The 11,381-nt window shown below is 58.8% G+C and carries 17 protein-coding genes and 2 pseudogenes; 16 read left to right on the top strand and 3 right to left on the bottom strand.

The genetic code is table 11. The features are described 5' to 3' along the window. The 14 genes and pseudogenes from ACUVTU_RS12510 to ACUVTU_RS12445 all read left to right on the top strand — a co-directional run. Window positions 1-694: pseudogene (locus ACUVTU_RS12510) on the top strand (hypothetical protein); the annotation flags it as partial. 196 nt (window positions 695-890) lie between these two features. Further along, window positions 891-1,205, top strand: a complete 315-nt coding sequence (locus ACUVTU_RS12505; protein ID WP_445890293.1) for a YbaB/EbfC family nucleoid-associated protein — start codon at window positions 891-893, stop codon at window positions 1,203-1,205. A 194-nt stretch (window positions 1,206-1,399) separates the two neighbouring features. Next, window positions 1,400-1,990 (top strand): recombination mediator RecR, encoded by a 591-nt coding sequence (gene recR / locus ACUVTU_RS12500; protein WP_445890291.1) that lies wholly within the window; start codon window positions 1,400-1,402, stop codon window positions 1,988-1,990. Window positions 1,991-2,231: 241 nt separating this feature from the next. After that, entirely contained in the window at window positions 2,232-2,816 is a 585-nt protein-coding gene (gene rbr, locus ACUVTU_RS12495; RefSeq protein WP_445890290.1) for a rubrerythrin, read from the top strand. Between the two features lie 243 nt (window positions 2,817-3,059). Then, the gene (locus ACUVTU_RS12490; protein WP_445890289.1) at window positions 3,060-3,323 is read left to right on the top strand and encodes a pro-sigmaK processing inhibitor BofA family protein; all 264 of its coding nucleotides are present in this window, start codon (window positions 3,060-3,062) and stop codon (window positions 3,321-3,323) included. Window positions 3,324-3,414: 91 nt separating this feature from the next. Then, the gene (locus ACUVTU_RS12485) at window positions 3,415-3,669 is read left to right on the top strand and encodes a HEPN domain-containing protein (RefSeq protein ID WP_445890288.1); all 255 of its coding nucleotides are present in this window, start codon (window positions 3,415-3,417) and stop codon (window positions 3,667-3,669) included. Beyond that, the gene (locus ACUVTU_RS12480) at window positions 3,657-3,803 is read left to right on the top strand and encodes a HEPN domain-containing protein (RefSeq protein ID WP_445890287.1); all 147 of its coding nucleotides are present in this window, start codon (window positions 3,657-3,659) and stop codon (window positions 3,801-3,803) included. The genes ACUVTU_RS12485 and ACUVTU_RS12480 overlap by 13 nt, the downstream gene beginning before the upstream one ends. Further along, complete coding sequence (locus ACUVTU_RS12475) at window positions 3,779-4,108, top strand: nucleotidyltransferase domain-containing protein (RefSeq protein ID WP_445890286.1); 330 nt, start codon at window positions 3,779-3,781, stop codon at window positions 4,106-4,108. Before ACUVTU_RS12480 ends, ACUVTU_RS12475 begins: the two co-directional genes overlap by 25 nt. A gap of 365 nt (window positions 4,109-4,473) precedes the next feature. Further along, entirely contained in the window at window positions 4,474-5,136 is a 663-nt protein-coding gene (locus ACUVTU_RS12470; protein ID WP_445890285.1) for a hypothetical protein, read from the top strand. 209 nt (window positions 5,137-5,345) lie between these two features. Beyond that, window positions 5,346-6,431, top strand: coding sequence for a transketolase C-terminal domain-containing protein (locus ACUVTU_RS12465; protein ID WP_445890284.1), 1,086 nt, complete (start codon window positions 5,346-5,348; stop codon window positions 6,429-6,431). A 113-nt stretch (window positions 6,432-6,544) separates the two neighbouring features. Next, a complete protein-coding gene (locus ACUVTU_RS12460) occupies window positions 6,545-7,303 on the top strand; it encodes a thiamine pyrophosphate-dependent enzyme (RefSeq protein WP_445890283.1) in 759 nt (252 codons plus the stop codon). Between the two features lie 3 nt (window positions 7,304-7,306). Next, window positions 7,307-7,873: a 2-oxoacid:acceptor oxidoreductase family protein gene (locus tag ACUVTU_RS12455; RefSeq protein WP_445890282.1), complete on the top strand. Its 567-nt coding sequence runs from the start codon at window positions 7,307-7,309 to the stop codon at window positions 7,871-7,873. 24 nt (window positions 7,874-7,897) lie between these two features. Further along, window positions 7,898-8,143: a 4Fe-4S dicluster domain-containing protein gene (locus tag ACUVTU_RS12450; protein WP_033377260.1), complete on the top strand. Its 246-nt coding sequence runs from the start codon at window positions 7,898-7,900 to the stop codon at window positions 8,141-8,143. 269 nt (window positions 8,144-8,412) lie between these two features. Beyond that, window positions 8,413-9,306: a substrate-binding domain-containing protein gene (locus ACUVTU_RS12445; RefSeq protein ID WP_445890281.1), complete on the top strand. Its 894-nt coding sequence runs from the start codon at window positions 8,413-8,415 to the stop codon at window positions 9,304-9,306. Between the two features lie 28 nt (window positions 9,307-9,334). On the opposite strand, the gene ACUVTU_RS12440 is transcribed toward ACUVTU_RS12445, so the two are convergent. Continuing rightward, a complete protein-coding gene (locus ACUVTU_RS12440; protein ID WP_445890280.1) occupies window positions 9,335-9,721 on the bottom strand; it encodes a type II toxin-antitoxin system VapC family toxin in 387 nt (128 codons plus the stop codon). After that, window positions 9,718-9,951 (bottom strand): type II toxin-antitoxin system Phd/YefM family antitoxin, encoded by a 234-nt coding sequence (locus tag ACUVTU_RS12435; protein ID WP_445890279.1) that lies wholly within the window; start codon window positions 9,949-9,951, stop codon window positions 9,718-9,720. The genes ACUVTU_RS12440 and ACUVTU_RS12435 overlap by 4 nt, the downstream gene beginning before the upstream one ends. Window positions 9,952-10,203: 252 nt before the next feature. On the opposite strand from ACUVTU_RS12435, the gene ACUVTU_RS12430 reads away from it, so the two are divergent. Then, entirely contained in the window at window positions 10,204-10,419 is a 216-nt protein-coding gene (locus ACUVTU_RS12430; RefSeq protein ID WP_445890292.1) for a sigma factor G inhibitor Gin, read from the top strand. On the opposite strand, the gene ACUVTU_RS12425 is transcribed toward ACUVTU_RS12430, so the two are convergent. After that, entirely contained in the window at window positions 10,374-10,631 is a 258-nt protein-coding gene (locus ACUVTU_RS12425) for a hypothetical protein (RefSeq protein ID WP_445890278.1), read from the bottom strand. The genes ACUVTU_RS12430 and ACUVTU_RS12425 overlap by 46 nt on opposite strands. 204 nt (window positions 10,632-10,835) lie before the next feature. Here ACUVTU_RS12425 and ACUVTU_RS12420 point away from each other — a divergent pair. Beyond that, window positions 10,836-11,381, top strand: a pseudogene (locus ACUVTU_RS12420) (hypothetical protein); the annotation flags it as partial.

Genomic DNA, 11,381 nt, shown 5'->3' with positions numbered 1-11,381 from the left:
GGAAGTCCCGCTTCCTGCCAGCGCAGTACCTACGGCGGAAGCCCCGCCCCCTGCTGGCGCAGCGCTGAGCCGGCCCCGGGCGAAAGATGCGGCTGCTGCTGGCGGACATAAAGCGCGCCCGGTGTCCCCTCCGGCCGGTCTTGCCCCGCCAGGTGAGGCCCCAGCCCCGGACCTTATTGCCCCGCCTGCCCTGCCCGTCCCGCCTGCTGCACCCGAGAAAGCCGCTGCGGCACCGCCTTCCGCCGGCCGCGCCGTCACCCTGGCCGATGTGCAGCTGGTGTGGGATCGGTTCACCGCGGCCCTGCGCCAGCAGAAAAAGGACATTCTGGTGGAGTTCATGGAGCGGGTGGGGGTGCAGCCGGCAGCCCTGCAGGACGGGGTGCTGCACCTGGCCTGGGCGGCCGAGCCGCCTTCCTTTGTGCGCCGGACGCTGGAAGAGGGTGTCCCCGTGCTGGGTGAGGTTTTAAGCCGGCTGCTGCGGGTAAAAATATCCATTAAGTTTGTCCCGGGCGGCGGCCTAACGGGCGGCCTGCCCGGTGCCGGGGGAATGGTTCCCGGCGGGGCGGGCGGCGGCCTGTCCCGCTCCGGGCCGGTCGGGACGGGTCCGTCGGCGGTTTCGCCCCTGGAGGAAGCCGGCCGCCTGTTCGATGCCGAGGAAGTGGGCGAGCTGGCGGAAGACCCCTTTACCGAATGAGCCGGCTGCTTTCCCAGCAGGCTTTTGTGAACCGGTCATTTGTATTGGATTGCCGGCAGGCTGGAGCATATTGTCGCCATATCCACGCATTGTGCTGAAAAGTGTTTGACCGGGCGAGTATGCTGGGGGTGGAGTTTGCCGGAAAACAGCTGTTTCACATGCGGAGATATAAGGAGTGTGAGCGCCCGTGATGGGTATGGGTGGCAACCTGAATAAAATGATGAAGCAGGCCCAGAAGCTGCAGCAGGAGATGCTCAAGCTGCAGGAGGAAGTGGCGGCCCGCACGGTGGAGGCCACGGCCGGGGGCGGCGTGGTCAAAGTGACCGCCAACGGGCAGCAGCAGATTCTGGCCATAGAGATCAAGCCCGAGGCCGTGGACCCGGACGATGTGGAAATGCTGCAGGACTTAATCCTCACTGCGGTGAACAACGCTTTGCAGCAGTCCCGGGAAATGATGGCCAAAGAAATGGGCAAGCTCACCGGCGGGCTGAATATCCCCGGGTTGTTCTAAACCCGGACAGTCATCCTGCTGCGGCCAGGTGGACTCCCGGGCTGAGGTCTCCCTGTCGCTGTAGCCTGCCCCCAGAGGCAGGCAAGTCCAATCCAGAAAGGAGCGAGAGCCTGGTCAGGGGGAGGCCGCCTAACAAGGTTTAGCACAATATGTCAATAATTGTTAGGTTTTTTGAACCAGGCACAGGCAAGCTTATGTATGAAGCCGGACCGGCCGCCCAGCTGGTGGAAAAACTGGCCCGCCTGCCCGGCATCGGCCCCAAGACCGCCCAGCGGCTGGCCTTTTACCTTTTGAGTGCCCCGCCCGAAGTGGCCCGGGAACTGGCCCGGGCCATTGAACAGGCCCGGGCCAGCATCACCCGCTGTTCTCAGTGCGCCAATCTCACCGACACAGACCCCTGCGCCATCTGCAGCGATCCCCGGCGACAGCGCCAGCTATTGTGTGTGGTGGAACAGCCCCGGGACGTGCTGGCCCTGGAAAAGGCCCGGGCCTACAAAGGCCTGTACCATGTATTGCACGGGGCACTTTCCCCGGCCCGGGGCATTGGTCCCGGCCACCTCACCCTGGACCTGCTGCGCCGCCGCCTGGAGAGCGGAGAGATCAAAGAAGTGATCCTGGCCACCAACCCCAATGTGGAGGGCGACGCTACGGCCATGTATCTGATGCAGTGGCTCAGGCCCCTGGGAGTGACCGTGACCCGCCTGGCCTACGGCCTGCCCGTGGGCGCCAGCTTAGAATATGCCGATGAGCTCACCCTCACCCGGGCGCTGGAAAACCGGCGGTAAGGTGAGGGTTAAACCGGGCGGGAATGAGTTGCTGCGCTGTTATGCGAGCAATGTGCAAAAGCGAGCCCGCACAATGCTGCGCTGCAGATAGCGTAGCTTGCGCATGGTGGGTGCGCCAATCCCGGGCGAGCGTGGGATGCGCACCCGCCATAACGGGATGTGTTCCACCATAAATGAAGATTGTCATAAAATGCGGACAATGTTACAATATGTGGTAAAGATATCCAGGGAGGTAACCTTCATGCCCAAACTGCCAGGCACCAAAACCGCTGAAAACCTGCTCAAAGCCTTTGCCGGCGAGTCCCAGGCCCGCAACCGTTATACATACTACGCTGCGGTGGCCCGCAAAGAAGGCTATGTGCAAATTGCCAACATCTTCACTGAAACTGCGGACAACGAAAAAGAACACGCCAAGCGCTTTTTCAAATTCTTGAACCAGGACTTGAACGGCCAGGCTGTGGAAATCACTGCCGCCTACCCCGTAGCCCTGGGCGACACCAGAGCCAACCTCAAGGCGGCTGCCGGCGGGGAGCATGAAGAATGGAGCGAGCTCTACCCCGAATTCGCCCGGGTGGCCGAGGCGGAAGGCTTTCCGGAAATCGCCGCCGTCTTCCGTTACATCGCCGCTGTGGAACAGCACCATGAAAAGCGCTTCCGCCAGCTGCTGGAAAACCTGGAGCAGGGCACGGCCTTTAAAAAAGACACCCCGGTGCGCTGGAAGTGCAACAACTGCGGCTACATCCACGAAGGGGCCGAAGCGCCGCACAGCTGTCCGGCCTGTGCTCATCCCCAGGGCTTCTTTGAGGTTTTTGTGGAGACATATTAACTCCCCGAATGCTCATACCGCCGGTGAGGAAAAAGCCGTGATGATTACCCGGTCGTGGCCTGATTTGGCCCGGGCCGGGTATATTTTTGCCCTCTTTCCATATAATGGTTAACAGGCACGTGGTTGCGGCACCGGGGCGGGTGGTATGAATGGCCAGGGGGTAACCCGCCCGATTTTGCCCAACCGCTGTGCGCCGAATCACAGGCATTAATGGGGCCTGGTAGAAATGGGGAGGTGCGGCCCGTGACCATCGGTGCGCTTTTGCTGGCAGCAGCTATTTTGACCGGTATATTCATTGTGGTGAACTTTATGCTCAAACCCCTGCGTCTATTTTTCGCCCTGCTTTTTGCCCTGGGTCTGGGGGTGCTGCTACTGGTGCTGACCAATCTGTTGCTCTCGCCCTGGGGGCTGCACATTGCCGTTAACCCGGTCACGGTGCTCACCACGGCCCTTTTGCAGCTGCCCGGCGCGGTCATGCTGGTGCTCCTGCGGGTGCTGTTTGGATAGACAAAGACAAATATATGAAGAGCCTGTGATTTGTTGTATTATTAATAATAAGCAATGAGTGTATACTGAGAGCAGGAGAGAGCTGGTTGTTTTGCGGGAAAGGACATATGTTTGGCTAAAAATAGCCTCTGATGATCTGGACGCGGCAGAGCATTGTTGGCAGGGAGAAAAGCTGCTCTGGGCCATGTTTATGTGCCAGCAGACTGTAGAAAAAGCGCTAAAGGCTGTGATTTTTGAAAAAACCGGTCAGACTCCCCCGCGAAAACATGATCTCATATCTTTAGCTGGAGATGCCGGCTTGCTGCCTGGTTTGGATCAGGAAACAAAAAAATTTTGCGCAGATTGACGTATTATTACATTGAAACGAGATATCCAGACAAAAGGTTGGAGTTGGAAGCCCGATGCACAAATCAGCTAGTGAGGGAAACTCTGCACAAAGCAAAGGAAGTGCTGTTATGGCTAAAAAAAGAGTTGAATTGATCCTGCGGGAGTATTTACAGGCTTTGCGCAAGCGGGATCTGCGCGTAGACAGAATGATACTATATGGTTCCTATGCCCGGGGGCAAGCTGACCGCGATAGCGATATAGATGTGGCCGTCATTTCTTCTGAACTGGGCCGGGACTATCTGGAGGAGGCCATTTGGCTAAAAGAAATAAGTGAAGAGATTAACCTGGATATTTCCCCCCGCCCGTATTCGCTGGAGGAATACCGCCGGGCACAGCGCGGGCAGTTCCTGTATGATGAGATTATTTGCAAGGGGCGGATTATCGAAACTGCGGAATAATATGCTTGATTTATGCTTGACAGGGTTACAGTAATACTGTATACAAAAACCGCGAAAATTGGCAAAATAGCAACATAATCAAGGTACAAGCATGTTTTATTGACTAAAATTGCCGCATAATTTATACTAAAATATGGTCACCTGCCGGAACCCGCGTGTGCAAGCCGCAGGGGCACCGGCTTTTGTTTTTGCCCGGCGGTAAATGTTACCGGTGTGTAATTTTTAGAAAGAACCGGCGGACGGCGCGGCAGCACTGGCCGGCAGGCCCTGTCAGTTTATAGAAATTATAAATGACTGCTGCTGGCCAAACCGCGCTGCGGTATCCCCGCAGAAAGCCCGAGAAATTTCCAGGAAGGGGGCATAACTTGGGCCGGATAGTGGAAGCCTATATCGGTGAATATGCCAGCGGCAAGAGTGAAGTGGCTGTCAACCGGGCTCTGGAACTGGTGAGTGCCGGGCGGCAGGTGACGCTGGTGGATCTGGACATAGTGGAGCCCTGCTACACCCTGCGCCCCCTGCGGGAAAAGCTCTCCGCCCGGGGTATTGAAGTGCTGGCCTGGGAGACGCGGCGGGCTTTTGGCCTGGGCGAGGCGGGCAACATTTTGTTGCCCCAGACCCGCTGGGCACTAAAGCGCCCCGGCGATGTTATTCTGGACGTGGGCTACGGTGTGTCCGGTTCCCGCACCCTCAATCTGCTGGAAGGCGTGCAGGAGGAACGGGTTTTGCAAGTAATCGCTGTGGTGAATGTGTCCCGGCCCATGACCGGTACAGTGCCCGATATTGTAGAGTACATCAAAGAGCTGGGCCGGGTGGACGCCCTGCTTAACAACACCCACCTGGGCGATGAAACCACGCCCGAAGTGGTGCAGGAGGGGGCGCGGGTGGTGGCGCAGGCGGCGCAGCAGCTGGGCCTGCCCGTGGTGGCCACGGCGGCACTGGCCGCGGTGGCCCAGGCTATCGGACCCCGGGACTGCATGGGACATCCGGTGCGCAGCCTGGAGCGATATATGCCGGCCACCCTGTGGTAAGACCACCTGAACACAATTCAGGCCGGCAGGCGGGTCACCCGGGCTACAAAGAAAATATTGTGCCCGGTACGCCGTTGCGGGCAGCCGGCTATTAGCTACCGGCCTTCCGGGGCCTGTCCCCGGGGAGCCGCTCCGGCCGGAGCTGTCGGGACCGGCAATGGCGTGCCGCAAATAAATTCCCCATGCCCAATCTACAGGAGGTGCAGTTCATGCCTGAAAAACCAATCCAGGGCGAAAAGCGGGTCTTTATGACCGGCAATGAGGTGGTGGCATATGCGGCCCTGGCCGCCCAGGCCGACATTATGTACGGCTATCCCATCACCCCGCAGAACGAGATCATGCACTACTGGACCAGAATGGCTCCCAAATACGGGAAGAAGTTTTTGCAGACCGAGGACGAGCTTTCGGCCGGTTTCACCACGGTGGGCGGCGTGCTGGCCGGCCGCAAGGCCTTCACCGCCACTGCTGGCCCGGGCAACACGCTGATGCAGGAGCCTATGTCCATGGCCGAGGCCATGCGTCTGCCCGTGGTGCTGATTGTGCAGCAGCGGGGCGGCCCGTCTACCGCCACGGTGATCTACTCCCAGCAAGAAGTGACCATGACCACCCTGGGCGGCAACGGCGAGGGCCTGCGCATTGTTTACTCCACATCCGACCACCAGGAGCTTTTCGACTACACCATCAAAGCCTTCAACACGGCCTGGAAATACCGATTCCCCACCTTTGTGCTGGGCGACGGCTATCAGGCCAAGATGCGCGAATCCCTCACCATGTATGACCCGGAAGAAAAGGGCATCGAATTGGTCCAGCCCGAGCCCTATGTGGGCAAGCCCGGTGTGCCCGGTGTGGACCGGGAGCCCGGCCATTACCGCAATACTTACAACGTGGAGGAAGAGCTCTACGAAGTGCTGCAGGGTTACTTTAAAGACTACGACCGCATCGTTCCCGAGGTAACCGAATACAAAGAGATTGCCGCCGGCGAGTCCGATGTGGTGGTTGTGGCCCACGGCGTGGTAGCCCGGGCGGCCAAGGCGGCGGTGGAGGAACTGCGTGCCGCCGGTCAGAAAGTGGGCTTGTTCCGTCCGGTAACCCTGCGCCCGCTGGCCGAAAAAGAGCTGCGCCAGGTGGCTAACAGCGCCAAGCGCCTTTTGATTGTGGAGTCGGCCCAGGGGCAGCTGGCCCGCCTGATCAAGGACGCCGCCTACGGCTGTAGTGCCGAGTTGCACTACCTCTTCAAGCCCGGCGTGGGCATCACGGCCGAAGAAGTGGTGGAAAAGTTGCAGACCATCCTGTAAGAAGCCGTGCGCGGAAAAAGGTTCAGCCGAGAAAGACATGAGGAAAAGCAGGGCGCTGTCAGACGGCGCCAGCGAGATGTGCTTGTTCTGGAGATTGAAAGGAGGCTTTTGCCATGACTTTAAAGCCCGCTATGCCCAGGTGCTGGCGTGTAGAGTCCAAGCCGCACAAGTTCTGTCCCGGTTGCGGCCATGGTATTGTTTTAAAGGCCCTGGGTGAAGCTATAGATGAGCTGGGAATTCAGGATAAAGTGGTCTTTGGCTGCGACATCGGCTGCTCGCTGCTGGCCTGGGACTTCTTCAATGTAGATACGGTGCAGACCCACCACGGCCGCACCACGCCGGTGATCACCGGCATCAAGCGGGCCAATCCCGAGCTGATTGGCGTGGCCTACATGGGGGACGGCGGTGGCTATGCCATCGGCTCCCAGCACCTGGTGAATGCGGCGGCCCGCAATGAGAAGATCACGGTCATTCTGGTCAACAATACCCAGTACGGCATGACCGGCGGCCAGATGGCTCCCACCACCATGCCCGGCCAGAAGACCGAAACCAGCCCTTACGGCCGCGATCCGGAAGCTACCGGTTATCCCACCCAGGGTCCGGAAATGGTGGCCGCCATTACCCGCGATGGGGCCTATGTGGCCCGGGGCACTGTGGCCAATTTCAAGCAGCTGAAAGGTTACATCAAGAAGGCGCTGGAAAACCAGCTGGCCGGCAACGGTTTTTCCTTTGTGGAAGCCCTGTCCCTGTGCCCCACCAACTGGCGCACCAACGCGGCGGAAACCTGGGACTTTGTGGAAAAGCAGATGACCCAGTACTTCAAAGTGGGCGAGTTGAAAACTCCGGCTTCTAAGCCCGAGGAGGCGAAATAAAGCATGGGTAAAGCGGTAAAGATCATCCTGGCCGGGGAAGGCGGCCAGGGCGTGCAGTCAGTGGCCGAGATCATCGCCGAGGCGGCCAATGAGCAGGGCCGGGAAGCGCTGTATATCCCCAACTTCGGCGTGGAGCAGCGCGGCGGTGTATCCATAGCTTTTTTGCAAATTGGCGATGAGAAAATTGGTGCGCCCAAATTCCAGACCGCCGATATTGTGGTGGCCCTGTCCGACCGGGCGGTGCGCCGCACGGCCCAGTACGCCGGCCCTCAGACCGTGTTTGTCTACGACGCCGGTATTGCCGGGGTGGAAAATGATATTCCCCGCAATGTGAAGAAAGTGCTGCCCATTCCGGCTCTGCAGGTGGCCAAGGAAGAGCTGAGCCCCCGCGTTTTCAACGTGATCATCATGGGCGCTGTGGTCAAGGCCACCAATGTGGTGCCCTTGGAAGGGGCCAAGGACGCCATTGAGAAAAAACTGGGCTACAAGTTTGAAAAGGCGCCCCAGCTGCGCGAGCTGAACTTCAAAGCCATTGAGCGCGGCGCCGAGCTGGTGGCCGATCTGCTCTAAGGAGGGGTAAAAGTGGCCGAAGAAATGAAATACGTGCAGCGGGAAAACGACAAGGGTTTCTGGACCGTGTTCCCCGGCCTGTGCAAGGGCTGCGGCCTGTGCATCCAGAAGTGCCCCAAAAAGTGCATCTCCTGGTCTGACTTTTTAGGCGTGTACGGCACCCCTTCGGTGCAAAATAACGAGACCTGTATTGCCTGCGGCATCTGCCAGATGGTCTGCCCGGACTGCGCCATTGTAGTGGAGAAGAAGAAAAAAGCGGCCGGGGCGTAAGCACTTCGCCAGTTCGACGTCAGCCGCATGGTTTGGCCATGCTTTGATCGATGGTGAACACTTGGCATTTGTTCACCATGGATGGCAGATTGTATACACATAAATACAGACGTTATCGACCCGTTCGGAAAGCATTTTGCCGAACGGGTTGGCTGTTTTTTCAGGGCTATCCGGCAGGAATTGTCGTAAGGGTGGCGAAATTACACATGTGCGTTATGCTAAAATTAGCATAACGCACACATTCATATAATGTGCGAGGAGATGGGTGGATGAAAAAGTGCGGTTACTTCCGGCTGGTTGTGCTGGCGCTGCTGCTTTTGCTGCCGGTGCTGGCCGGCTGCAGCGTACGTCAGGGTGAGCAGCAGAAAGCGCCGCAGCAAAATGCCGGCAGCGCTCAGCCGCAGGTGCAGGATGTGATCCTGGCCACCACTACCAGCACCCAGGACAGCGGCCTTTTGGATGTGCTGGTGCCCGATTTTGAAAAGAAAACCGGTTACCGCGTCAAGACTATTGCTGTGGGGACCGGGCAGGCCCTGAAGGTGGGGGAAAAGGGCGAGGCCGATGTGCTGCTCACCCATGATCCGGGGGCGGAAAAAAGGTTGGTGAACAGCGGTGTGGTGGAAAACTACCGGCTGGTGATGCACAATGACTTTGTGCTGGCCGGCCCGGCGGCCGACCCGGCGGGCATAAAACAGGCGGCCGGCGCCTCCGGCGCTTTTCAGCGCATAGCCCAAAAGGGCGCCATCTTTGTTTCCCGCGGGGATGATTCGGGCACAAACAAGAAGGAACTTTCCCTGTGGGAAGCGGCCGGCATCAAGCTGCAGGGGCAGAAGTGGTACCAGGAGACGGGCAGCGGCATGGGGCAGACTTTGCATGTGGCCAGTGAAAAGCAGGGCTATGTGCTCACCGACCGGGCTACCTTCCTGGCCCAGCGGCCAAACCTCAAGCTGGAAATTCTTTACCAGGGCGACAGGGGCCTTTTGAACATTTACCACGTCATGCAGGTGAGTCCGGAAAAGTTCAGCAAAGTGAACGCGGCCGGGGCCAAAGCCTTTGTGGATTACCTGGTCAGCCCCGCGACGCAGCAAATAATTGCGGAATTTGGCCGGGACAAATACGGGGAGCCGCTCTTCTTTGCCGACGCGGGAAAAGAGGGTAAGTAATATTGCCGCCCGGGTGCGGGCCTGTTTATTACCAGGTGATTTCCACCTCATAGCGGGCAATGAGCGGGTCGGCGGTGATAATGGGTATAGTTTCTATTTGGGCCTGGGCTACCAGCAGGCGGTCAAAAGGGTCGCGGTGATGATCGGGCAGGGCATATACGCCCAGGGCGTGGCTGATGGTGACCGGCAGCGGATCAAAATGGTTGAGCGCCATTTGCTCGGAAATAAAGGCTGCCGGTTTGGCCGGCAGGGTCAGCTTGCCCAGGCTGCTCTTGATGGCTATTTCCCAGGCGCTGGCAGCGCTGAAGAAAATTTGATTGTCCCCCTGCCCGATAACCTCTCTGGCCCGGGGTGACAACTGGGGGTCATCGGTAATCCACCAGAGGAAAACATGGGTGTCCAGCAGGAATCTCATTTTTCAAATTCCTCCCGGAGGTGATCCGGCAGGGGATGGTGAAAGTCGGCGGCCAGCTTGATTTGCCCGCGGGCGCTGCCCGGAGTGCGCTGGCGGGTGCTGCCGGCTACGGGCAGCAGGCGGGCCACTGGCTGGCCTGCCCGGGCGATGATGATTTCTTCCCCGGCCAGCACCCGGGCGATCAGGCGGGAAAAATGGGTTTTGGCTTCATGAATGTTTACCTGTTGCATGGTTTTCCCTCCGGACAGGCTCTCTGCTCCGGCATATGCGGCCGGATATATCAATATAATAAACTAAGTCCTGGACTAAGTCAATAAAAGCCGGGCACCCAAAGATGCCCGGCAGCATATCTTATGGCAGAGTGGCAATAATGTTAATGTGCTACAGCGTCGTCATCAGGAAAATACAAGCGAGCGTTTTTATCAACATCAAAACGGCTTGAGAGCGTAATCGGCATTCTTTGTCCGGGAAGGATGCCCGTGATGAAGAACGAGGAAGGAAGGGGAAGCGGTTTGACCGGTAAAAACAGCTGCTGCTTTTGCGGTGCGGCGGTACAAGAGGGACGGGACGTGCATTTTGCCGGGTGCTGGCTGTGCCGGGACTGCGAGGCCGGACTTTTAAAAGCCAATGCCGGGGATGAGCGTTACCAGCACTATATAAACGGGCTCAAGATAATCTGGCGCTGCCTGCTGGCCTGAGGCGAGGCGGCGCCGTTTTTTGCTTTCAGGCGGGCCTGCCGGTGCAAAAGCGCAATCTCTTGGCGCAGGTTGTGTAAAATATAAATGTGAATGCCCGTGCGCAGGCAGATCTCCTGGTCGGACAGGCCCATTTTCCAGGCCCGGATCACTGTGGGCACGGCCACGCGGTACTTTTGGCTCAATTTTTTGGTATCAATGGCGGCCGGCAGCAAAACAAATCACCTCCTTCATGTTTTATTTATATTGTGCGGCGGCGGGAGATACACTATGAGGACATGTTTCGTGTTAAAATAATGGCTGGAAGTTAAAATCAGGGCAGCTTTGCCTGAGGAAAAATTTCATCCGGCGGCAATGCTGGATCAAGACCTGCGCCGGCAGGTGTTGATTTTTAGTATTAATAATGGTAAATAATGACCATGCATAATAAAACAGGAAAAAATCAGGCCGGCCTGCTGGCCGCCCTGCAGCAGATGGCCGGGCGCGACCGGGTGCGCCTGCACGTGCCCGGTCACGGCGGGACGGCTCCGGGGGCGCTGGCCCGGCAGCCGGGCTGGCGGGAAATTTTTGCCCTGGATTTAACCGAACTGCCCGGACTGGATGACCTGCATGCGCCGCAGGATGTGCTGGCCCGGGCGCAGCGCCGGGCGACCCGGGCCTTCGGCCTGGCGGAAAAGGGAGAAAGCTATTATTTGATCAACGGGGCCAGCGCCGGCATCGCCGCCCTGCTGGGCGGCCTGGTGGGTGAGGATGACTGTGTGCTTATGCCGCGCAACATCCACGCCTCGGTGCTGGCCGGGCTGATTTTCAGCGGGGCCCGGCCGGTGTTTCTGCGCCCGGGCCTGGTGCCGGGCTTCGGCTTTGCCGCCGGTGTGCCTCGCTGCGAACTGGAGCGGGTGCTGGGGGACCTGGCCGGCGCTGCGGCCGGCCGGGCGGCCACACCGGCTGGCCCGCCACCTGACAGC

Source organism: Desulfurispora sp. (genome assembly GCF_052744395.1).
The sequence above is the reverse complement of the archived record's forward strand: the minus strand, read 5'-3'. Positions and strand labels throughout refer to the sequence as shown.